This is a genomic window from Bradyrhizobium sp. AUGA SZCCT0283, from assembly GCF_018130385.1.
Lineage (GTDB): Bacteria > Pseudomonadota > Alphaproteobacteria > Rhizobiales > Xanthobacteraceae > Bradyrhizobium.
Map to the genome: position 1 here is coordinate 126,332 of NZ_JAFCLU010000009.1, position 22,621 is coordinate 148,952.

At 63.1% G+C, this 22,621-nt stretch carries 21 protein-coding genes and 1 pseudogene; 5 read left to right on the forward strand and 17 right to left on the reverse strand.

Annotation, left to right across the window (positions count from 1 at the left end; translation table 11 throughout):
• Positions 1–24: 24 nt before the first annotated feature.
• Positions 25–1,272, reverse strand: a complete 1,248-nt coding sequence (locus JQ624_RS14965) for a multidrug effflux MFS transporter (protein ID WP_212419662.1) — start codon at positions 1,270–1,272, stop codon at positions 25–27.
• Between the two features lie 237 nt (positions 1,273–1,509).
• On the opposite strand from JQ624_RS14965, the gene hemC reads away from it, so the two are divergent.
• Positions 1,510–2,484: a hydroxymethylbilane synthase gene (hemC, locus tag JQ624_RS14970; RefSeq protein WP_212419765.1), complete on the forward strand. Its 975-nt coding sequence runs from the start codon at positions 1,510–1,512 to the stop codon at positions 2,482–2,484.
• A gap of 75 nt (positions 2,485–2,559) precedes the next feature.
• Here the strand turns inward: hemC and JQ624_RS14975 are convergent, their stop codons facing one another.
• The 4 genes and pseudogenes from JQ624_RS14975 to JQ624_RS14985 form a co-directional block, all read right to left on the reverse strand.
• The gene (locus JQ624_RS14975) at positions 2,560–3,405 is read right to left on the reverse strand and encodes a class I SAM-dependent methyltransferase (RefSeq protein WP_212419663.1); all 846 of its coding nucleotides are present in this window, start codon (positions 3,403–3,405) and stop codon (positions 2,560–2,562) included.
• 204 nt (positions 3,406–3,609) lie between these two features.
• Positions 3,610–3,803 (reverse strand): annotated as a pseudogene (locus JQ624_RS14980) (cyclic nucleotide-binding protein); the annotation flags it as partial.
• Positions 3,804–3,877: 74 nt separating this feature from the next.
• The gene (locus tag JQ624_RS39710) at positions 3,878–4,162 is read right to left on the reverse strand and encodes a hypothetical protein (RefSeq protein ID WP_409334329.1); all 285 of its coding nucleotides are present in this window, start codon (positions 4,160–4,162) and stop codon (positions 3,878–3,880) included.
• Complete coding sequence (locus tag JQ624_RS14985; protein WP_409334330.1) at positions 4,162–4,821, reverse strand: PepSY domain-containing protein; 660 nt, start codon at positions 4,819–4,821, stop codon at positions 4,162–4,164. The genes JQ624_RS39710 and JQ624_RS14985 overlap by 1 nt, the downstream gene beginning before the upstream one ends.
• Before the next feature lie 183 nt (positions 4,822–5,004).
• On the opposite strand from JQ624_RS14985, the gene JQ624_RS14990 reads away from it, so the two are divergent.
• Positions 5,005–5,316 carry a hypothetical protein gene (locus JQ624_RS14990; protein ID WP_212419664.1) on the forward strand — a complete coding sequence of 104 codons (312 nt, stop codon included), beginning with the start codon at positions 5,005–5,007 and terminating at the stop codon, positions 5,314–5,316.
• Between the two features lie 19 nt (positions 5,317–5,335).
• Here JQ624_RS14990 and JQ624_RS14995 read toward each other — a convergent pair whose 3' ends face one another.
• From JQ624_RS14995 to JQ624_RS15025, 7 genes are all read right to left on the reverse strand, one after another.
• Positions 5,336–7,057: a SulP family inorganic anion transporter gene (locus JQ624_RS14995; protein ID WP_212419665.1), complete on the reverse strand. Its 1,722-nt coding sequence runs from the start codon at positions 7,055–7,057 to the stop codon at positions 5,336–5,338.
• Between the two features lie 118 nt (positions 7,058–7,175).
• On the reverse strand, positions 7,176–8,009 hold the full coding sequence (gene ppk2 / locus JQ624_RS15000; RefSeq protein ID WP_212419666.1) for a polyphosphate kinase 2: 834 nt from the start codon (positions 8,007–8,009) through the stop codon (positions 7,176–7,178).
• A 259-nt stretch (positions 8,010–8,268) separates the two neighbouring features.
• Positions 8,269–9,228 carry a sugar ABC transporter substrate-binding protein gene (locus JQ624_RS15005; protein ID WP_212419667.1) on the reverse strand — a complete coding sequence of 320 codons (960 nt, stop codon included), beginning with the start codon at positions 9,226–9,228 and terminating at the stop codon, positions 8,269–8,271.
• Positions 9,229–9,346: 118 nt separating this feature from the next.
• Positions 9,347–11,884, reverse strand: a complete 2,538-nt coding sequence (locus JQ624_RS15010) for a branched-chain amino acid ABC transporter ATP-binding protein/permease (RefSeq protein ID WP_212419668.1) — start codon at positions 11,882–11,884, stop codon at positions 9,347–9,349.
• The gene (locus tag JQ624_RS15015; protein ID WP_212419669.1) at positions 11,881–12,756 is read right to left on the reverse strand and encodes a branched-chain amino acid ABC transporter permease; all 876 of its coding nucleotides are present in this window, start codon (positions 12,754–12,756) and stop codon (positions 11,881–11,883) included. The genes JQ624_RS15010 and JQ624_RS15015 overlap by 4 nt, the downstream gene beginning before the upstream one ends.
• An 89-nt stretch (positions 12,757–12,845) precedes the next feature.
• Positions 12,846–14,090 carry an ABC transporter substrate-binding protein gene (locus tag JQ624_RS15020; protein WP_212419670.1) on the reverse strand — a complete coding sequence of 415 codons (1,245 nt, stop codon included), beginning with the start codon at positions 14,088–14,090 and terminating at the stop codon, positions 12,846–12,848.
• 177 nt (positions 14,091–14,267) lie between these two features.
• Positions 14,268–15,176: an IclR family transcriptional regulator gene (locus tag JQ624_RS15025; protein ID WP_212419671.1), complete on the reverse strand. Its 909-nt coding sequence runs from the start codon at positions 15,174–15,176 to the stop codon at positions 14,268–14,270.
• 208 nt (positions 15,177–15,384) lie between these two features.
• Here JQ624_RS15025 and JQ624_RS15030 point away from each other — a divergent pair, with 208 nt between their 5' ends.
• The 3 genes from JQ624_RS15030 to JQ624_RS15040 are packed head-to-tail and all read left to right on the forward strand — an operon-like array spanning position 15,385 to position 18,311.
• Positions 15,385–17,184, forward strand: coding sequence for a thiamine pyrophosphate-binding protein (locus tag JQ624_RS15030; RefSeq protein WP_212419672.1), 1,800 nt, complete (start codon positions 15,385–15,387; stop codon positions 17,182–17,184).
• A 21-nt stretch (positions 17,185–17,205) separates the two neighbouring features.
• The gene (locus tag JQ624_RS15035) at positions 17,206–17,910 is read left to right on the forward strand and encodes an SDR family oxidoreductase (protein WP_212419673.1); all 705 of its coding nucleotides are present in this window, start codon (positions 17,206–17,208) and stop codon (positions 17,908–17,910) included.
• Between the two features lie 17 nt (positions 17,911–17,927).
• On the forward strand, positions 17,928–18,311 hold the full coding sequence (locus JQ624_RS15040; protein ID WP_212419674.1) for a cupin domain-containing protein: 384 nt from the start codon (positions 17,928–17,930) through the stop codon (positions 18,309–18,311).
• Between the two features lie 18 nt (positions 18,312–18,329).
• Here JQ624_RS15040 and JQ624_RS15045 read toward each other — a convergent pair whose 3' ends face one another.
• From JQ624_RS15045 to JQ624_RS15065, 5 genes are all read right to left on the reverse strand, one after another.
• The gene (locus tag JQ624_RS15045; protein ID WP_212419675.1) at positions 18,330–19,208 is read right to left on the reverse strand and encodes a DMT family transporter; all 879 of its coding nucleotides are present in this window, start codon (positions 19,206–19,208) and stop codon (positions 18,330–18,332) included.
• A 230-nt stretch (positions 19,209–19,438) separates the two neighbouring features.
• On the reverse strand, positions 19,439–19,663 hold the full coding sequence (locus tag JQ624_RS15050; RefSeq protein WP_212419676.1) for a hypothetical protein: 225 nt from the start codon (positions 19,661–19,663) through the stop codon (positions 19,439–19,441).
• Positions 19,664–20,174: 511 nt separating this feature from the next.
• Positions 20,175–20,975, reverse strand: coding sequence for an SDR family NAD(P)-dependent oxidoreductase (locus JQ624_RS15055; RefSeq protein WP_212419677.1), 801 nt, complete (start codon positions 20,973–20,975; stop codon positions 20,175–20,177).
• On the reverse strand, positions 20,976–21,530 hold the full coding sequence (locus JQ624_RS15060; protein ID WP_212419678.1) for a carboxymuconolactone decarboxylase family protein: 555 nt from the start codon (positions 21,528–21,530) through the stop codon (positions 20,976–20,978).
• Between the two features lie 40 nt (positions 21,531–21,570).
• A complete protein-coding gene (locus tag JQ624_RS15065; protein WP_212419679.1) occupies positions 21,571–22,515 on the reverse strand; it encodes a hypothetical protein in 945 nt (314 codons plus the stop codon).
• Positions 22,516–22,621 lie beyond the last annotated feature (106 nt).

Consider the following 22,621-nt stretch of genomic DNA (forward strand, 5'->3'; position numbering starts at 1 on the left):
CGGGGCAGGCACCTGCCATGCCCATCACGCCTTCGCGCCATGCGGCCGGAACAGCCGGCCTTTCTCCACCGCCAGCACCACGGCGAGCGCAGCCAGCGTGCACAGGAAGAAGCCGGTCGCGAACGGCAGCAGCGTGCCGTCGTAATCCTGGCCGATGGTGACGCCGATGCCGATGCCGAGCAGGGTCGTGATCGAGCCGTACAGCGACGAGGCGGTGCCGGCGATATGGCCCTGCGGCTCCATCGCCAGCGCGGTGAAATTCCCGATCATCAGGCCGAAGGCAAACATCATCGATGCCGACAGCGCCATGAACAGCGGCAGGGGCAGCATCTGCATTTTCGTCGCCGCCAGCATGGTTGCGGCGACGGCCACGAACCCGAGCAATGCGCCATGCGAGATCACGCGCATGCCGAGACGGCCGACCAGGCGGGAGTTGATAAAGCCGGCGATGGCGGTGCCGATGGCGATGCCGGCAAAGGCCAGCGGAAAATAATGCCCGAGCTGGTAGATTTCGGTGAACACCTGCTGCGACGTGAACACGAAAGCGAACAGCGAACCCACGACGCCGCCGGCCGCGAGCGCATAGCCCAGCGTCTGGCGGTTGGTCACGGTCTGGCGGAAGGCGTCAAGCACCTCGCGGATGGCGAGCGATCTGCGCATGGCGACGGGCAGCGTCTCCGGCATGCGCAGCGCGGTCCAGATCAGCGCCACCACGCCATACAGCATCAGCACGATGAAAATGCCGCGCCACTGCGTCAGCATCAGCACGGCCTGTCCGAACGACGGCGCGACCACCGGCACGGCAATGAACACCATCATCGCCAGCGACACCACGCTTGCCATGCGACGGCCGGAATAGCAGTCACGGACGATCGAGGTCGCGATCACGCGGGTGGCTGAGGTGCCGAGGCCCTGCAGGGCCCGCGCCAGCAGCAGGGTTTCAAAGGAAGGTGCGGCGATCGCAAGCAGGCTGGCGACACAATAGAGGGCCATGCCGCCGAGCAGCAGCGGACGGCGGCCGAAACGGTCCGACAGCGGCCCCATCACGAACTGGCCGACGCCGAAGCCGAGCAGAAAGATCGACAGCACCATCTGCGGCCGGTTGGCGGCCGTGATGTGGAACGTGGACGCGATGTTCGGCAGCGCCGGCAGCATCATGTCCATCGCGATCGGATTCAGCGCCATGATGGACGCGATCACGATCACGAATTCGGGAAAGCCCATCGGGCGGTGGCCTGAAGCGGCCAAGGCATTGGCACTGGTGTCGGACAACGAAAAACCCTCTTGAGGACCGCACTCTATTGATTTTGTTGCGACGCACAATCGGTGTTTTGGAATGGCAGGTCGGCGGCCTCGGAGCCTGCAGGCAAGCCTTGCCCGAACAATCGGCAAACTCGTTGCGGCGGTGCCCAAAATCATTGTTCTGATCGGCCGCTTGCTCTATCCCCTAGGCCACAAAACACCGGATCGTGATCGCCTTTGAACGGAGACCTTGTGTCGGGACAGACCTTGAAGATCGGCACGCGCAAGAGCGCGATGGCGCTGGCGCAGACGGAAGCGATTGCGCGGCTGTTGCGGGCGGCCGATCCCGCGCTCGACGTCGAGATCGTCAAGTTCGAAACCCGCGGCGACCAGGACCAGACCAGCAAACTGCTGCGCCATGGCGGCAAGGGCGGCGCCTTCGTCGCCGAAATCCGCGAAGCGATGCGCGCGGGTCAATTGCAGGCGGCGATGCATTCGCTGAAGGACGTCCCCGGCAATGAGGAGACGCCCGGCCTGATCATCTCGGCGATGCTGCCGCGCGACGCCGCCAACGACGCGCTGGTGCTGCGTCCCGGCCTTTCGCTGGAAGAATTTCGGAAATCGAAAGGCAAGGGTTTCAAGATCGGCACCAATGCGGTGCGCCGCGCCGCCTATCTGCGCCGGCTGTTTCCGGAAGCCGCCGTGATCCATTTTCGGGGTGCTGCCGATACCCGGGTGGCAAAGCTCGATCGCGGCGACAAGCAGCGGCTTCCCGGCGGCGGCGAGGTGGGGCCTGCGGACGCGCTTGTCATGGCGCGGTCGGGGCTCGAGCGCATCGGGATGGCTTCACGTATCGTCCATGACTTTTCGGTTCGCGAAATGCTGCCGGCGGTGGGGCAGGGCATCGTCGCGGTCGAATGCGTCGAGAAGGACTGGCTGACGCGCGGGCGGCTGGCGAAGATCGAGGACACGCAATCGCGGCGCTGCGCCGAGGCCGAGCGCGAGGTGCTGTGGGTGTTGAACGGCCATTGCAACTCGCCGATCGCCGGCCACGCCACGCTCGCGGGTAACGAGATGACGCTGACGGCCGCCGTGCTCGATGAAACCGGCGACCGCTTCATCGAGGTGTCGCGGCAGGGCATGGCGGACCGACCACGCGAGCTTGGCCGCGCCGTCGGGCTGGAGTTGTTGGACAAGGGCGCAGCCGAGATTATCGCGCGCACCCGGCCGGACGAACATTAGGGCGCGTACGTCGGCCAGGCAAACGACTGCACCAAAGCGCCATTGGCGGCAATTCTCTGGTTTCGTAATGACAACCTATTTGGTTCCGGAGATAGTTATGGCCGATGATGGTAGGCGCGGCTTGCCATCAAGGGATGTCTTACGTACCAAATCAAGCACTGTGGCTTCGATCTTCTGGCGAGTTTGTTCGTCCGACTTTGTGAGCCCCGCGACGACCGGTGCAGCGACCTCCGTCATCAAGCTCCAGTACTCCTCAGCTGACTTGAGGTTAAGTTCGCCCACCACATTCTTCACTGCGATGTCCTTGAGACCGCCCTTGCGAAAGGCTGTTTCCATATAACCCGGCGCGGCACAACGGAACAGTCCAGGCGACCCGGGGGGCGGTGTGGGCATATCAACATACTTGCTGATTGTTTCCATGATCGTGGTGGCCCATGGATTCCTGTCGGGTACATCCCAGACAGCGGTGCACACGCGTGCTCCAGGTCTTGCTACACGCACGAACTCTTTCACACAGGTGTCGACATCGGGGAAAAACATAAAACCGAATCGACAAAGCACGGCATCGAATGAGTTGTCGGGAAATGGAAGGGCGCCCGCATCACACTGCTTGGTCCGAAAGTTTCCAATCCCGCGACGCGCGGCCTTATCCGCAGCGACCTCAAGCATTCGATCAGAGAGATCTGTGACTGTGACTGTTCCCTTTGGTACGAGAGCAGCGGCGCTAAGCCCCGGCTCGCCGGTACCAGCTGCCACATCAAGGACGTTCGAAGTGTCGCGCAAGGCGGCACTGCGGATGAGCTCCTGGCCAACCGGGGCTAGCCAATTCAATACTTGCTCGTCCCATTTCTTCCAACCGGCAGAGAACTTGTCCCAGGTCTGGCGCTGCTGATCACGTATTTGCTCAAGCTCTGAGGGCATGGTGGCCTCCTCGCGACTGTGCTTACGCTGTGCTTGACTAGCAATATAGCGGACCGATGTCTTGCGACCTAATGTCCGAAGTGGGGCATTCGCTACCGAGTCGAGCCAGCGGTAAGTCCAGCCATGTCCGCTGTGACGCCGAAAGCGGAAGGCAATTCAGAACGTCGGCGGCCACGCTATGGGCCGTTGCGGGTTGCATCTGCATCATCCACCCGCGTGAAGGCTCAGCTCGGCACTGCGGCGGTCGGCGCGGCGGAGTCGCCGGCAAGGTTCGCGGTTGATATTCTGCATCACGATCACATAGCCTTCGGCCTTGTAGTACGCGTAGAGGTTTCCGGCCGTGGCTCGTACAGCACGGTTGCGGTCTCCGCGATGACGGTGGCTGACCGGTTCTGCATAGTTGCTGGACAAGGGCGCCGCCGAGATTATCGCGCGGACCAGGCCCGACGAGCACTAGCCCAACGGTCGCCGTCTATCCGCTGATGGAGGACGGGGCCGCCGGGCTTACGGAGTCGGCGCGGCGCATTTCGCTTCTGCGCCGCTGCGGCCGTCGCAATTTGCGCCGTGTCCACAGCAGCAATCCGGTCGAGAGCAGTCCGAGCAGCGCGAGCGAGGTGAGAATGTTCAGCGAGCTCGCGATCATGGCCGACCAGTTGCCTTCGTGAATCAGCCGGGGCCAGTTGCGGGGCAGTGGCACCAGATCGTCGCCATTGACGGCATAGGCGCGGAGTTCGCCGCCCTCGAAAATTCGCGCCATTAACAGTCTGCCGCGTGGGCGGATGGAGGTGACCTGCGCCAGATCATGCGATCGGCGACAATGGAAACGGCCTCGGGAAGCGATATCAGCCGGGCGGACCTGAGGGGAGGTGCGCTTGCCTGAAAGGTCCAGCCGAACGCCAGGCATAGCCCGGTCAACGGGCTCAGCACGATCAGCGGCAACGTGAACCACGCGGTGCCCTTGTGCCAGCCGGAAAGGCTGTTCCGCAGTTTCGGCAGTCCCATCAGAATGCCGAGGCACATGACGACGACCATGGCGATCGTCGACGAGATCACGAGCCAGGATTGACCGAGCAAACGTTCATGGTTGCGCCGCGTCCACAGGAAGAATGCCGGCAAAGCCGCTTTCTCGGTGACCTTCTCGCCGCTTTCGAGATCGATCTCGGCTGAGTCGGCGCCCTGCAGGGTGATGCGCCGTTCCGCCGAGTTGACGGAGACGCCGCGCGCCTTGCCGTCGGGATCATATCGCTTGATGAGATCGGCGACCCGCGCCGCATCGACGGATTGCGGCTTGATGGCGCTTACCTGAACTGCCGGCTCAAAGGAAAGAATCAGCCCGGTCAGGATGATGGCGAGAAGCGGCAGCGCGAAGACGAGGGTGATCCAGCGGTGAAGTATCAACAGCAGGGGCTTGACCATGGCAGTCTCCGAACCTGGCGCGACCTTGATGTACCGAGGCGCGCAAGACAAATGACGCTTTGTCCATGTCGGCGCATTGATCCCGAACAATTCGCCCGGGACCCCTCGAGCAACGAACTGCTTTCGCCGAAGCGCGTTTATGGGTATCGTCCAACCCGCCGGTGATGCCGAAACGGTGCACGCATGCGATACGCGTCAGTTCTGGGAGCCGCAGTCTTAAGGGCCGCGTTGGTCGCGACCGCAGCCGCGCTGTCTCTGCCGGCGCAAGCCCAGCAGCGCTTTCTGGCGACCCCCGAAGAGATCGGCGTCGGGCCGCCGCCCGCGCGCTACTCCTGGATTCCGTTCCGCTGCACCGACGAGCTAGCGGATAATTTCTATCACGGCGCCTGGTATGCGGGGCAGCCGACCGCGCTTTATCGTGGGCGCGCCTACCGGCCGTACTATCGATACAGCGCCTATCGCGCGGGCCTGCGGACCTATCTCTGTTCGGAATAGGCCGTGTACATGTCACGGCCTAACGTTTGGCTTGGTCCTGCCAGTCTTCCCACTCTACGTCATGGATTTCCAGGTAACTGGAAACGGCTGCGCCGATGGTCGGGAAGAAGTATTGCTCGCCAAGCTGCGAGAACAATCCAAATCGCTTCAGCTTGTCCTTTACCGGATCTTTCAGTTCGGCAAAGCACAACTCGATACCCTGCGCGTACAACGTCTCGTCCAATTCGGCGACTGTATCGCCGGCGGAGACGTCCACGCTGGTGACAGGCTCCGCCGCAACGACCAGCCAGCGCACGGGCGTCGGCGATTTCGCCACGGCGTCCAGTATGCGCTCTCTAAAGAATTCGGCGTTGGCGAAAAATAGTGGCGCGTCCCACCGAAACAGGACCAGGCCCGGGATTTGGCGTGCATCCGGATATCTCGTGATGTCGTGATAACCCTTGACGCCATGGGCGCGACCCAACACGGCGGAGTGTGGGCGCCAGCCGTCCCACAGGAACTCGATGATGGCGATCGCGATGGCCAGACCTATCCCCGGAATCACACCGAATACGGCCACGCCGACAAAGCAGACCATCGCCAGCCAGAACTCCCACTGCTGAATCCGATAGATTCGTTTGAGATCCGTGACCTCAAAGAGGCCGATCGCGGCCGCGATGACGACGGCCGCCAATGCAGCGGTGGGCAAATGCTGAAGGAGGTTTGGCGCCACCAGCAGAAGGATGGCGATGGCAAGCGCGCCGACGACGCTGGTGAGTTGGGTGCGGGCGCCGGCGGCTTCTGCAACAGGGGTACGCGAAGCGCTGCTGCTGATCGGAAAGCCTTGAAAAAAGCCGGTTGCCAGATTCGCGGCGCCAAGCCCGACCATCTCCTGGTTGGGATCGACATGGGTGCCCAGTCGCGCGGCATAGGCACGCGAAAGCACGCTGGTGTCAGCAAATGATACGAGCGCGATTGCGCAGCCGCCGATGAGCACCGGAAACAGATCATTATAGCCGATCAAGGGAATGGCGAAAACGGGCAGGCCCTGGGGAAGAGGACCCAAAACCTTCACGCCGTAGTGGGTGCCAAGACCAAGCGCAGCGACGACCGCAGTCGCCCCAACCACCGCAATCAGAATGCCTGGCAGCCGTTTGCTATCCTTAAGCAGCAGGATGACCATCAGCGTGCCGAGCCCAACCCCGAAGGCGACCCAGTTTGTCTTTCCTTCAATAATTGCATCGGTGATCGCCCACAGGTCCCGCAAAGGTCCTTTGCTCTCGACCGAGAAGCCTAAGAACTTTGGCAGTTGGCTGATCAAAACGGTCAATGCAATTCCGTTCATATAGCCGTACCGTATCGGCTTGGAGAGCAGCTCGGTGACAAAACCCAGGCGCCCGATGCCGGCCAGAATGCATACCGTCCCCGAAACGATCGCCATCATGGCAGCGAGCGTTGCGGCGCGAACAGGATCGCCACCAGACAACGGAACGACGACGCCGAGGATAACGGCCGCCAGTGCCGAGTCCGGTCCCAGCACGAGGATGCGGCTGGGGCCGAACAATGCGTAGACCAGCAGCGGTACGATCGTTGCGTACAGACCGTAGATGCCAGGCAGGCCCGATGCCGCCGCGTAGGCAATTCCAACCGGGACCAGCATCGTCGCCAGGACCAGTCCAGCGAAGATATCGTGCGGAAGCCATGCCGCCTCATATCGACGGAGGATCTCGATTCCCGGCAGCCAGTGCATCGAATGCTTCATTGGCGGTCACTTCCGGACCCGCTGGCCACGCGCATGCGTTGGCCGCAATTGGTACAGCTGGAGCCCGGTCCAGGCTGTTGTGTCCCTCGGCAAGCGGAAAACACAACGCGCCGAAACATCAGTAGTGGTTGGGAATCGGCTGGCCCGAGCCCAGACCCTCGGTAGCATTCTTGGGCCGCCGCTGCACCTTGGGGATCTTCGGCAAGTCTACGTCGACCTTCTTGTATGGGATGCTGTCGAGCAGATGCTGGATCAGGTTTAGCCGGGCGCGACGCTTGTTGTCAGCGGGGACGATGTGCCAAGGCGCCCATGACGTGTGGGTGGCCTTGATCATGCGCTGGTAGGCTTCCGTATAGTCCCACCAGCGCCGCACCGATTCAGTGTCCATCGGACTGAGCTTCCAGTGTTTCACCGGGTCTTTGATCCGCGCCTCAAACCGGCGACGTTGCTCGTCCTGACTTACATCGAGAAAGTATTTGCGCAGGATGATGCCGTTGTTGACGATCATCTCCCGCTCGACGATGGGCGCCATCGTCAAGAACCGCTCGTAGTCCTCGTCGGTGACGAAGTCCATCACCCGCTCGACCCCGGCCCGGTTGTACCACGAGCGGTCGAAGAGGACGATCTCGCCCGCCGCCGGGAAATGCGCGATGTAGCGCTGCATGAAAACCTGGGTCTTCTCGCGGTCGGATGGGGCGGGCAGTGCCACGTGGCGGTAGATGCGCGGGCTGGTGCGTGCAGTGATCCGGCTGATCACACCACCCTTGCCCGCGGTGTCCCGGCCCTCGAAGACCACAATGATGCGTGCCCCCTTGTCTTTGACCCAGGTCTGCAGCCGCGTTAGCTCGACCTGAAGCTTCGCGAGCTCCTTCTCAAATTCCTTGCGGCTCACCTTGCCAGACCCGGCCGGCGCCTCGGTTACCTCACCCTTCTTCTGCTTGTCCTTCAACATCTGGCAGCCTCCCGGGCCACTACGGACGACTTCGGTCGCGCCGCAGGACGCCCCTGATACCGGACGGAGCAGAGCGCCGCGTTGCTCTTGTTGACCTAGATCAAAGGACGTCCGCAATGGATCATTCGATTTTGGCTGTCCGCGCATGTCCAGTTGGGCCGTTTTCAACCGGGTCTGCGGGCTTTGCTGTCAGCCAACGGCCTTGTGGGGTTGGCCGGACGACCGTGATTCAAATTCCAAAAACCGGGGGCTTCGTGGACTAGCGCGCCACCTCTGCCCATTCCGGGCAGGTGCGCTGGTCGACCGGCACCAGCCATGCCTTGTAGTTGGTCTTGTCGATCACTTCCGCCGGCAGCATCACCTTTTCCGGCAGCGGCTCCTTCTTGAGGTGACGCACCGCGGCCCGCGCCGCAGTGCAGCCGATCTTGAACATGTTGAAATCGACGGAAGCTAACATCCCGCCGGTTTCGATCTGCTTCACGGCCGGAAGAATGCCGTTGATGCCGATCACGGTCGCGGTCCGGTTGGCGGCCTTCAGCGCTTCCAGCACGCCGAGCGCCATGCTGTCGTTAACCGACAGCACGGCATCGATCTCCTGATGCTCGGTCAAAAATTTCTCCATCGCGCGGCGGGCGTCCACCTGCTGGTAATTGCCGATGCCCGATCCCAAAACCTGGATGCCGGGAAACTCAGTGAGGGCGCGCTGGTATCCGCGCACGCGCTCGCGATTGGTGGGCGCGGCAGGCGTTCCCTCGATGACGACGATCTTTCCCTTAGCCCCGAGTTTTTCGAAGAGATAGCGCGCCTCGCGATATCCGATTTCGAAATCGTCGGCGCCGACATAGGTGACGAAGCTGCCGGGCAGCGGATTGGACACCAGCACGATCGGGATTTTGGCCTCGTTGAGTTTCTTCACGGAATCGATCATGGCGACGTCATCGACCGGGATGAAGATGACGGCGTCCGGTTTGTCTTTCAACACCTGATCGACCATCGCTTTCTGTTCGCCGACATTGTCAGGCTGGTTCGGCACCAGGTGGATCAGCTTCACGCCCGTGCTGCGCGCGATCTGGTCGGAGGCGATGCGGAAGGCCTCATAGGCCGGGTTGGTGCGGTTCTTGGTGAACACGGCGATGGTCATCTGATTGTCCGCCGCCAGGGCGTGGCCTGCGATCAGGAGCATCGATCCTGCAAGCATTGTCGTTATCAGATCTCGCATCGCAGCCTCCCAAGGAGTGCCGTCATTGCGAGGAGAGACGAAGCAATCCATCTATCCCCGTGTGGGGAGATGGATTGCTTCGCTCCGCTCGCAATGACGGCGGTGAGTGTCATAGCCGTCACAGCCACAGTATCTTCTTCCGGTATTCGAGGTCGGTGAGCAGCGGTTGCGCCGGTCCCTCATGGAACACCGCGCCGCGCTCCAGCGCGAACACGCGGTCGGCGAGCGCCAGCACGAGATCGAGATTGTGTTCGACGATCACGATGGAGATGTGCTGCCGGAGTTTGTCGAACACTTTGAACAGGTCGAGGATCACCGCCGGCGCCAGTCCCTCGAAGGGCTCATCGAGCAATAGCAGTTTGACATTGCCCGACATCGCGCGCGCGACCGCCACCATCTGCTGCTCGCCGCCGGAGAGATAATCGGCAGCTACGTCCATGCGCTCGCGCAGGCGCGGGAAGTATTCGAGGATCTTCTCCTCGTTCCACACCACGCCGTTGCTGCCGTCGGTCTTGCGGGCGAGACGCCCGAGCGAGAGGTTTTCCCGAACCGTCATGCCGGCGAACAGGCCGCGGCCCTGCGGCACATAGCCGATGCCGGCGCGCGCGATGTCGGGCGCGGGCAGGTGGGAGATATCGGCGCCGGCATATCGAATCGTGCCCGACGACAGCGGCACGAGGCCCGCGAGCGTCTTTAGCAGCGTCGATTTGCCGGCGCCGTTGCGGCCAAGAAGAGCGACGATCTCGCCTTCGCGCACATTGAGGGTGGCGTCGTGGAGGATATGGCTCTTGCCGTAGAAGGTGTTGACGCGCTCGAAGCGCAGGACAGGCGCTGCACTCGCCTTCGCGTAGTCGCTGCTGAGATGCTCGACCTCGGGCACGCCGGTGCCGGTATAGACCTCCTGCACCCTGCGGTCGGCGCGCACGGCTTCCGGCGTGCCGGTCATCAGCACCTCGCCCTGGTTCATCACGGTGACGGTGCGCGAGAAGCCGAGCACGCGGTCGATGTCATGCTCGACGATCAGGACCGGAATATTAGCGGCGATGTTTTTGACGAGGTTCGAGACGCGCTCGCGCTCGGCGGCGGCAAGTCCTGCGAGCGGCTCGTCCAGCAAAAGCACGTGCGGCTTGGAGCCGAGCGCGATGCCGAGATCGACCAGCCGCTGCCCGCCATAGGAGAGTTCGCCGCCCTCGATGGTCTCGATGCCTTCGAGGCCGAGGAATTTGATCAGCTCCGCGGTCTCGGCGTGGATATCCCTGTAGTGGTCGATGTCGCGCCAGAGGTCGAAGCGTCCGGCATTCTGCGCCTGCAGCGACAGGCGGAGGTTTTCGTAGATCGACAGCCCCTTGAACAAATTGGTGATCTGGAACGAGCGCGCCAGCCCCCGGTGGCAGATCGCCTCCGAGGGCACGCCCTGGATCTCGCGGCCGTTCAGCTTGATGGTGCCGCTGTCGGTCGGATAGAGGCCGGAAACCAGATTGAACAGCGTGGTCTTTCCCGCGCCGTTCGGCCCAATCAAGGCATGGATTTCGCCGGCGCCAACTTGCAGGCTGGCATCGGTCACAGCGCGAATGCCGCCAAAGCTCTTGGAGACGCCGCGCACGTCGAGCACGATGCCGTCGAGCCCCTTCGGCAGCAGGAAGGCCGGCAGCGGCAGGCCTTCGTAAATCTTCCGACGGCTCATCGCCGCGGATTCTTCCGGCGGTGGCCACCAGCGTTTTGAAAGCGTTGCCCAGATGCCGACGAGGCCGCCCGGCGAGTACAGCACGAAGGCGACGAAGACGAGGCCGAACCACAGCAGCCAGTTCGACGTCCAGATCGAAAACAATTCGCGGAACAGGATGAAGAACAGCGCGCCGATTGCCGGCCCCAGCATGCTGCGCATGCCGCCGATCACGACGATCGCGAGCAGCTCGCCGGAGAACGGCACCGAGACCGCTTCGGCGGAGACCAGATAATTCTGGAAGCCGATCAGCCCGCCGGCAAAGCCGGTCACGACAGCCGAGATCACAAAGACGCCGAGCTTGTAGCGCTCGACGGGATAGCCCTGAAAGGTGGCGCGCAACTGGTTCTCACGGATCGCCATCAGCACGTGGCCGAACGGCGAGCGCACCAGTCGCAGCAGCAGGTAGAGCACGCCGAGGCAGAGTACGGAGACGACGATGTAATAGTTCAGCGCATTGTCGAGGCTGAACGGGCCGATGCTGCCGCGCTTCAGGCCGCCGAGGCCGTCCTCGCCGCCGGTGACGGCAGTCCAGCGGAAGGCGATGGTGTAGGCCAGCGCCGACAGCGCCAGTGTCAGCAGCGAGAAATAGACGCCGCGCCGGCGCAGGATGACGAAGCCGACAAAGGTTGCGATGATGGCGACGACGGCGGCTGCCAGCAGCAGCGGCAGGAAGATGTCGCCACCGAACCAGTTGCGCTGGATCAGCCCCGCCGCATAGGCGCCGATGCCGAACCAGGCGCCGTGGCCGAACGAGACGAGGCCGGTATAGCCGATGCAGAGGTTGAGCCCCATGGCGGCAATGGCGAGCGCCACCACCATGGTGCCGGTGTTGAGCGAGAGGCCAAGCAGATAGAGGCCGAACGGCAGCGCGATGACGGCGAGCGTGGCTGACAGCAGCTGATGATATTTGGTGAGGAACGCGCTTGTCATTCGAACTTCTCGATACGTTCGCCCAGGAGCCCGCGCGGCCGCACCAGCAGCACCAGGAACATCAGCACGTAAATCGAGGCTTCACCCGCGGCGGGCGCGAAGTGAATGGTGATGCCCCTGACGACGCCCACCAGCAGTGCTGCGATCACCACGCCCCAGAAACTGCCGAGGCCGCCGATGACGACCACGACAAAGGCCACCGTGATGATCTCGGCACCCATGGCGGGATGCACGATCGTGATCGGGGCAAAGAACGCGCCGCCAAGGGCGGCCATGCCGACGCCGAGCATGACGATCGCGGTCATGTAGGGCTGCAGCCGGATGCCAAGCGCAGCCACCATGTCCGGCCGCTGGATGCCGGCGCGCACCACGCGGCCGAACGATGTCTTGTGTAAGAGCAGCCAGACGCCGACCAGGACCGCGGCGACGACAGCGAGGATCAGCAGGCGATAGCGCGAGAACAGGAAGTCGCCGAGAAAGACCGAGCCGCGAAACGCCTGCGGGATCGCGGCCGAGATCGGCGGCGCGCCCCATAGAATCCGGATCGCCTGCTCGGTGACCATGGCGAGCCCGAACGTCACCAACAGGCTCAAGATCGGATCGGCATCGTAGAACCGGCGCAGGATGAAGCGCTCGAAGAGAATGCCGAGCAGCGCCACGGCGACCGGCGACAGCACCACCGCCGGACCGAAGCCGAGAAATTTCGTGATCCCGACCGAGATGTAGGCGCCGAGCGCATAGAACGCGCCGTGCGCGAGATTGACGATGCCGCCGACGCTGAAGATCAGCGACAGGCCGAGCGCGATCAGGAGGTAATAGCCCCCGAGCACCAGGCCATTCACTACCTGCTCCAGCAGAAATCCGAACTGCATATGCGATCCGCGAAGATAAAAAGGGACGGCGCCGGCTTTTTAGTGCCGGCGCCGCAACGCCAGTGTGCCCGACGCCCGGATTCGGGCTTCTATGCCTTCATGTTGCAGGGATTTTGCGTCTTCGTCGGGTAGATCGATTCGAGCTCCGCGCCCGCGGCCGGCACCGCTTCGCCAAGCACCAGCATGTCCCACTTGTCCTTCATCTCGCCCTTCGGCTTCACCGTGAACGGATAGGCCTCCTGCACCAGCTGATGATCCCAGGAACGGAAATAGGCCTTGCGCGCCTTCATGATGTCGAACTGCGTCTGCTTCTCGAAATAGCCGATCAGCGCGTCGCTCTCGGTCGACTTGGTCTCGGTGATCGCCTGCGCGATCATTTTCAGCGTGATGTATTCGATCCAGGCGTGGTTCTCCGGCGGCTTGCCGTATTTCTTGGTGAAGGCCTCGACGAAAGCCTTCGAGGCCGGATTGTCCAGCGTGTGATACCAGACGGTCGGCCAGGTGCCGCTGAGATTGCCTTCGCCCATCGCCCAGGCGTCGCCGGTGTTGAGGTTGAAGCCGACCAGCGGGTAGGGGAGGCCGAACTCGGCATATTGCTTGACGAGGTTGGTGACCTGGTTGCCGGCGAGGTTGCAGCACACGACGTCAGGCTTGGCCTGCCGGACCTTCAGGAGATACGGGCTGAAGTCGGTGACGTCAGTCGCGATCAGCTCGTCCCCGATCAGGGTGGCGTCGTTGGCGCTGAAGAAGGCTTTCGCGGCCTTCAGCAGGTCGTGGCCGAAAATGTAGTCTGCCGTCAGGGTGACGAACTTCTTGCCCTTCACCATACCCTTCTGCTTGAGCGCGGTGCCGACGGCGTTGACCATCACGGTGTTCGGGATGTCGCAGTGGAAGGAGTAGCGGTTGCAATCCTTGCCGCGCAATGCATCCGAACGCGCGCCGGTGGAGAAGAACACCTTCTTGTTGCGCTCGGCGACCTGCATGATGGTCAGCGACGAGGCGGAAGAGATTTCGCCGAACAGCAGCACCGCGCCGTCCTGCTCGATCATGCGCTGCGCCTTGGTGGATGCAGTCGCGGGATTGACCGAGTCTTCCGACATCAGGTCGATCTGCTTGCCCATGATGCCGCCGGACGCGTTGATCTCTTCGGCGGCCATCTTCACCCCAAGCTGGGCGTAGCTGCCGATCGCGCCGAGGAAGCCGGTCAGCGGCACCAGATGGCCGATCTTTATTCGCGCGGCCTGGGCGCTGAGGATGGCCGGAGATCCGATCGCGGAGGCGCCGGCAAAGGCGGCGCCGGCCTTCAACAGAGTACGTCGGCTGTAGCGGGTCATCACTGGTCTCCTCCCGGGATACGTCACGACGTTCTCTCTTCCGTTTCCGCTTATGCGACAATGTGAGAGACGTTCTTTTATTGTTGTAGGATATTTCCGGACGCAATCGCTCCTGTCAACGCCAAATGCGTCGCAGCCGCGGCCAACCCGTTTGAAGCGGATTTTAGCTGGATCGGATCAGGAGGATTTCGCCAGATCCCGCGCGCCGAATTCGGCCGACAGCCGGCTGGCGGCCGATTGCACCAGCTTGGCGCGGCTCTGCAGCACCTGGTCGGTCATGCGCCAGATCGGGCCGGAGATGCCGAGCGCGCCGATCACTTCGCCGGTGAAGTTGTAGACCGGCACTGCGACGCAGCGGACTTCCGCGTTGAATTCGCCGTCGTCGAAGGCGATCGCGCTGCGGCGGATCTCGGCGATATCGCGCAGCAGCACGGCGGGGTCGGTGATCGACTTTTTCGTCGACGGTTTCAGCTCGACCCGTTCGAGGAAGCGCTTCAGCTGATCGGGGCGCAGCGAGGCCAGCATGATCTTGCCGAGCGCGGTGCAATGCGCCGGCCGCACCACGCCGACGCGGTCGGTCAACTGGAACGCGCCAGGCCCGCTGGTGCGGGCAATCACCACCACGGCGTCGCCCATCCGCACGGCAAAATGGCCGCTTTCGCCGCTCTCGCGCGACAGGTCTTCCAGCACCGGCGTCGCCAGATTCACCATCTCGATTTCGTCAAGCGCGCTGGCCGCCAGCGCAAACAGCGGCCGGCCGACGCGGTAGCGCTTTGAATCGCGCTCCTGCCTGAGATAGCCGAGCGAGACCAGCGTCTTGGCAAGGTGGAAGGTGGTCGAATTATGCAGGCCGACCCGCTTGCTGAGGTCCGCCAGCCCGATGCCTTCGCGGTGACGCGCGACTTCCTCCAGAATCGAAAACGCGCGGCCCAGCGACTGCACGCCGCCCCGCGCGCGCTCCTCGGCCTCGTCGTCGATGTTGGGTTCGCTCGATGGCACCAGCTTTGCGATCGCGACTTTGCCGGTCGAAACCTTGCGCGATATTGCCGGCTTGTCGCTCGTCTTCGGCTTGGTGCGCGGTTTCACGGAATCAGCTCTCCAGGTGGGCGGGGCGAACTCTATCAGGCCGTCCTCGCCCGGCAACAGCGCCGCGCAGCGCGCGAGGCCCAATCGGCATCATACCACAATAGCAATTGACGTACAGTATTATGAGAAATAGGTTCGGGCCCGTCGCCGCACCGTGCAAGCAAGACGCGGAGGCGAATTCGTTGAGCTCAGGGAGAGAGTTAAATCGATGTCGCGTAACATGCTCAACGGCGCCCAGGTCATCGTCGACTATCTGATCCAGGAAAAGGTGCCGCAGGTGTTCGGCCTGTGCGGCCACGGCAATATCCAGTTCATCGACGCGCTGTACGAGCGCTCATCCGACATCAAGACCATCTCGGTGCATCACGAGAGCGTCGCCGGCTTCATGGCCGACGTTTATTACCGCGTGTCGGGGCGGCCGACGGCGACCTTCACCTCCTGCGGGCCCGGTTCGGCCAACCTGCCGATCTCGCTCGCCAACGCCTTTCTCGACTCCGTACCGTTCCTGGCGGTGACCGGCAACGTGCCGACCAGCCAGTTCAACCGCGGCGCCTTCCAGGAAATGTACCGGCACTATCAGGCCGATTTTCCCTCCACCGTGCGCACGATGTGCAAGAAGGTGTTTCAGCCGACGCGCGGCGAGATGGTGCCGCTGGCGGTGCGGCAGGCCTGGAAGACAATGACGACCGGCCGGCCCGGCCCTGTCGTGCTCGACGTGCCCTTCGACGTGTTCATGGAATCGGCGGCCGAGGAGGCGCCGAACGCGATCGCATGGAACGGCAACATATCGAGCCGCTGCGGCGCCGATCCGGAAGGCGTGGTCAAAGCGGTCGATATGCTGCTCGGCGCCGAGCGGCCGACGATCATCGTCGGCCAGGGCGTGCGCTACGGCGGCGCGGCGGAGGAATTACTGAAACTTGCCGAGCGCTTGCAGATTCCGGTCGCGGCGTCCGCCAGCGGCCTCGGTGCGATCGATTGCAACCATCCGCTGGCGCTGGGCCTCGTCGCGCGCGCCGGGCACTACCAGGCCAACCACGCGACGCGTCAGGCGGATGTCTTGCTGGCGATGGGGATGCGGTTCGACGACCGCACCTCGAGCTCATGGATCCCGGGCTATTCCTTCACCATCCCGCCGACGCGGCTGATCCATGTCGATATCGATCCCGAGGAGATCGGCCGCAATTATCCTGTCGCGCTCGGCCTGATGGCCGACGTGCGCACTTTTCTGCGACAGGTCCATGCCGAACTCGATCGCCGCGCCGACCTCACCAAGAAGGCCGATGCCCGCAAGAAATGGCTGGCGCAGATCGATGGCTATCGCAAGGAATGGGACAAGTTTGTCGCGCCCGGATTTTCCGACGACACCACGCCGATCAATCCGCAGCGCGCCGCGCTCGAGATCGACAAGGCGCTGCCTGATAATGCGATCCTCGTCAGCGATATCGGCGTGCATCACAACTGGCTGCTCGGCTTCTGCAAGCCGAAGCGGCCGGATTCGCTGATCGGCTCGATGGGGTTCGGCCCAATGGGTTTTGGCGTCGCCGGCGTGATGGGCGCGAAGTTTGCAGCCCCCGACCGGCCCTGCGTGTCGGTGTGCGGCGACGGCGCGTTCTTCATGCACGCCAACGTGCTCGGCACGGCGGTGGAATATAATCTGCCCGTGGTCTGGGTGGTCTGGAACAATTACGCCTATGCCTCGATCCGCGGGTTGCAGCGCGGCTATCTCGGCGGCCGGGAGCTGGCGACCGATTTTCACGATCCCAACACCGGCGCGCGCTACAACCCGGATTTCGCCGCGATGGCGCGCTCCTGCGGCGTCGAGGGCGTGCGTGTCGATCGCGCCGGCGATCTCGGCGAGGCGATCCGCAAGGGCATTGCGGCGAACAAGCCCTATCTGATCGACGTCGATATCGCCGCTGACATCAATCCGGTCGGCGCGGGGGTGTGGGAATTGCCCGGGCTCGGCCAGAGCAAGGCCGGCATTGGCACGCGCTATCAGCCCGCCTGATCTTTTGCGAAAGGAAATCGCATGTTGCTTGCAGGCAAGAAAGTCGTCGTCGTCGGTGGTTCCTCCGGCATTGGTCTTTCGACCGCCGAGATGGCAAAGCGCGAGGGCGCTGAAATCATCCTTGCGTCGCGCAATGTCGAGCGGCTCGACAAGGCGGCCGAGAAGCTGAATGCGATCGCGATCCCCACCGATGTCACCAGCGATGACAGCGTCGCGAAACTGTTCCAGCGTTGCGGTCCTGTCGATCATGTCGTGGTGACGGCGGCGCAGCTTCGCACCGGCCCGTTCAAGCAGGTGGCGATGGAGGATGTCCGCGCCACCATGGAAGGCAAGTTCTGGGGCGCGTGGCGTGTCGCGCGAGAGGCGCAGATCCGGGCCGGCGGGTCGCTGACGCTGGTCTCGGGATTCCTCAGCGTTCGGCCGCGGCCGAATTCGGCGATCGTCAGCGCCGCCAATGGCGCGCTGGAATCGCTGGCCCGGGCGCTGGCGCTCGAACTCGCACCGGTGCGCGTCAACGCGGTCTCGCCCGGCGTGATCGATACCCCGATCCGCGCCGCGATGCCGGAAGAGGCGCGGCGCGACATGCTGGCGAAGACGGCGGCGGCGTTGCCGGTGGGCCGCGTCGGCGCGGCTGAGGATATCGCGCGGCAAATCCTCAGCTTCATGGCGAACGGCTTTGCGACCGGATCGATCGTCACTATCGACGGCGGGGCGCTCGTCATCTGACGGCAGAGGAGGCCATCATGGCTTCGGAAAACAACGGCGCCTTCATCCGCAACATCGCCGAAGTGCCGTGGCGCGAGTTCCCCAATCATTTCGGCGGCGCGCTGTCAAAGCCGCTGGTCATGCCGGAGACCGCGGGCTCCCGTCACATCGACTACCGGATCTCGATGTACCAGCCGATGGCGCATGTCGCGCCCCACAAGCATCTTGTGCAGGAGCAGATCTATCACGTGCTCGAAGGCGAGGGGCTGATGGAGATCGCGGGCAAGAATCACGTCGTCCGCAAGCACGACTTCATCTTCCTGCCGCCCGGCGTCGAGCACGCGATTTCGAATTCGGGGTTGGTCGACTTGGTGTTTCTGGTGATCACCTCGCCGGTGACGGACGACGAGAAGCCGGTGTGACACCCCGGCTGGCGGGCTTCAGGCGGAAGCGGATCCGAGCAGCACCACGCCTCCAATCAGAATCGCGCAGCCCGTAACCCGCCATGCGGTGACCCGTTCGCCGAGGATCAGCATGCCGAACAGCGCGCCGACCATCATCGACATTTCGCGCGCGGGCGCGACCAGGCTGAGCGGGGCGCCCATCTCGATGGCTGACAGCACGAGGATGTAGGACAGCGGCGACAGCGCACCGACCCCGAATGCCAGCAGCCAGTAACCTTTCATTTTCGCCCTGGCGCGAGGCAGGTTCGACAGAACGATCGGCAGCATGATGAAGAACCGCAGCAGGTTGGTGACCCAGTCGAGCACGACCGGGTGAATGCCGAGCAGCTTGACGCCATATCCGTCGACGACCGTGTAGCCGGCGATCAGCGATCCTGTCGCAGTGCCCCAGCGCACGCCATCGAGGCCGCGCGGGCGGCGGAACGCGGTGAGATCGCCTTGCGTGGTGATCAAGCCGATGCCGGCGACGACGGCGAGCAGCCCAAAAATGCCCTGCGCGGTCGGCGTCTCGCGCAGCAGGATGAACGCGCCGATCGATGACAGCATCGGCCCGGTGCCGCGCGCGATCGGATACACCACCGAAAGGTCGGCGACCTGATAGCCGCGCTGCAGGCAAAGGCTGTAGGCCAGATGAATGCAGGCGCTGAGCACGAGGCAGCCAGCGACAGGCAGGCTCCAGTGCAGTTCACCGTAAACCAGAAGCCAGATCATCCACGGCAGATAGACGAGGCAGGCGAACAGATTGTAGGCGAACACGAAGGTCGGCCCGGCATCGGCGGCGCGCTTGGAGAGCAGATTCCAGGTGGCGTGGATGAAGGCGGCGAGGACAACGAGGGTGAGTGAGACGAGCGACATGAGACCTCCGTGCCATCAGGCGCGATCAAGATCTCGACATCTCCTCCTCTGGGCTTTTGTCCCTCGGGTGCAGCCGCGTGCTACCGCGGTTTCCGCAACGCTCGGACCGGCGATGGCGGTGTCGCCACCCGGAACCCTAGTTGCCACTCAGTCGATGGAACCCTGATATCCAAGGGAATCAGGTGCGGTCAATCCGGAATCTCATGCTGCAGGCGCGCAATGCCGCGCGGTCAGGCCGCCAGATCCTGCAACAGCAGCGACGAACCGCGAATCAGCACCTTGCGTCCCTTCGCGGTGATGGCGGGCGCATCGCCGTTCATGGTGGCAAGTTCCAGCGCGATCAGGCCGTCGATCGTGGTGCGGCTCATGCGCGGCAGCCTTGATGCAGGCGTCCGCAACGCTTTCAAGGCTTCCCACTGGGACGGCGTCAGTTCGTAATCGAATTCTTCGTTCATGGTGCCTCGGCATTCTTGCAGCGCTTGCCACAATTCTTGTGGCGCGTGATTAGCGAGCGCACGTGAAATTCGTGCGACCGCAACGAGTCGGTATCGCGACGAGCGACGATGCGCTGTCACATCATCGTGTCACTGGAATCGATTGAATGTGTCGAATCACACAGATGGCCGGACAAAAACGCTGGCGCAAAATTGCGTGAGTACGGGGCGTCAAAAAAACCGCCCAATCGCCGCAACCCTTAAGAGGAAGTTACTAACCAAAGGTAAACGCCGGTTCCGCAAGAACACGGGGCTGCGCCCACTTCTGCCAGACCTCATCCTGAGGAGCCGCGAAGCGGCGTCTCGAAGGATGAATGGCACCAGCGGGCCTCATGGTTCGAGACGGCGCTAAAGCGCCTCCTCACCATGAGGGTTTGGCTGCCAGGGTGGGCAAAGCGCAAGCGTGCCCACCATTGTGAGCGGAGTGTTCGATGGTGGGCACGGCGCGGTGCGCCTTGCCCACCCCACGAATCTACCCGCGCCGCACGCTGGCGCCACCATCGACCGGCAATGTCACGCCGGTGATGAAACTTGCTTCATCGGAAGCGAGAAACAGCGCGGCGTTGGCGACGTCCCAGCCGGTGCCCATCTTGTGGCGCAGCGGAACTTTGGCGTCGCGCTCGGCCTCGACCTCGGCGCGGCTCTTCTTGAACTCGCGCGCGCGGGTATCGACCGCCATCGGCGTGTTCATCAGGCCGGGCAGGATGACGTTGGCGCGGATGCCGTATTGCGCGTTCTGGTAGGCGAGTTGTTCGGTGAAGGCGATCATCGCCGACTTGGTCGCCTTGTAGGCCACATACGGATAGGTGGTGATCGCGGCCATCGACGAGATGTTGATGATCGCGCCGCTCTTCTGCGCCCGCATGATCGGGATAACGTGCCTGGCGGCCCACACGCAGCTCTTCAGATTGATCGCGACGCAGCGGTCGAACGCTTCCTCCGAAATGTCGAGCAGTTCGGCGTCGCCGCCGGACAGGCTGACGCCGACATTGTTGTGCAGGATGTCGATGCGGCCCCAGCGGCCCAGCGCATCCGCCACCATCGCCTTGAGGTCGGCATTTTGGGTGACGTCGGCCTTGAATGCCGCCGCGGTGCCTTCCCTGGCGGCGATCATGTCGACCGTCTCCTGGGCCGAGGCCGGATTGTGATCGACGCACAAAACTTTTGCGCCTTCGCGCGCAAAAGTGAGAGCGGTGGCGCGGCCGTTGCCGATGCCTTCGCCCGGGCTCTGTCCGGCGCCGACGACGATGGCGACACGATCTTTCAGGCGCATTCATTCCACTCCCGGGATCGGGTACTGTTGCAGTACCTCTTTGTAATGGGGTTCGTTGTCGATCTTCATCGTCGCCAGCACGCGCACCACGGCGCAGTAGAAGGCGATGGTGAGCACGAGGTCGACCATCTGCTCGTCGGAGAGCTTTTGCTTGATCTCGCCGAAGGTTGCCTCCGACATCGCAAGCTCCCTCACCATCTCGCGGGCGCCACGCAGGATTACTTTTGCGAGCGGTTCCAGCTTCGAGGGCTTGCCCTCGGTCTCGGCCATCAGTCCTTCGATATCCTCGTCGGTGACGCCGAATTCCTTGCCGATCTTCACATGGTGGGTGAACTCATATTCCGATTTCTCCATCCAGCCGACCTGGAGGATCGCGAGTTCACGCAGGCGCGGATCGAGCTTGCTCTTGAAGCGGATGTAGCCGCCGACGCCGTTGAAGGCGCGCGCCATGTCGGGCGAGTTCACCAGCAGCTTGTGCAGGTTCGTGTTGCGCTTGAGCATGTCGCGGTATTCGGGAGCGACCTGGTCGGCTTCGAGATAGGGCAGGCGGGCCATTTTGTTGTTGTCCTTGTTGGCGATGTCCGATGATGCTCACCTAGCCGTACAGCGCTTTGTGCTCCTGCTCATAGTTGGCGTAGGAGTCTTTCATGCTCGCCATGTTCAACAGCATGGTGGCAACCGGCGCGTCGTCAGCTCCGAATACCGTCGTGCGCACCCACACGCTTTCGGTGCGCCGACTACCGCTCAGCGCAACGACCTCGCGCTCGGTGACATAGTTTTCGCCGACGAAAAGCGGCCCGCGCAGCAGGCGGATTTCCTGATCGGCGAACAGCCCGACCGCCGGCCCCCGGATCGGCAGCCGGTCCTCGCGGGCGCGGTATTGAAACAGCACACTCAACATCTCCATGGGAATGATCGCCCGGCCCCAGGGATTGAGCTCCTGCGAATAGTACGCCGAAGGCTCGGTGATGACCTTCAGCTTCTGCTCCAGCGAAAACGGATAGAGATCGCCCATGTTCTGGTCGAAATCCATTTTAACGGTCTGGCGGGGTGTCTTCATGCCGACCTTGAGGTCGGCGAGAATGACGGGATCGGCGAGCGGCTTCAGTTCGCCAAGCCTTCGGTGAAGCGCGGTTTCCGTTCCATCGCCGCCGATCGATGCGGTGCCGCGCAAGATCTCGGTGCCGTCACGCTTGGTCATGCCGATCGCGCAGGTAATCTGGCCCGGCTTCGGCTTTTCGATATTGGCCTGCACCTCCTCGCCCTCGAAGGCGGGGTTGCGGTAATGCGCGGACAGGCATCCGGTCTCGAACCAGGCCTGGCCCCAGATCCGCTCGCACAGCGGCGCGAACTGGCTGAAATGGGTCGGGCCCTCGATGGTGCCGCCCTGAAAGCCGAGCTTCTGCGCGGTCGCATCGTCGTGGATCGAGGCGTGGGAGTCGTAGACCTGCGCATGAAGCATCTGCTTCGGGCTGCGCCATGGCCCCACGAGCAGATTGTCGCGCTCCAATAGTTCGGTCGTGAACGCCGCTGATGTCATCCCTGGTGTCTCCCTTTGTCCCGCAGCGTTTCAAAGAAGGCGGATTTCGGCAAGAGCGATCCACAAGACGGGCGAGATATGTCCTGCGGCCATGAATTCACGCTGG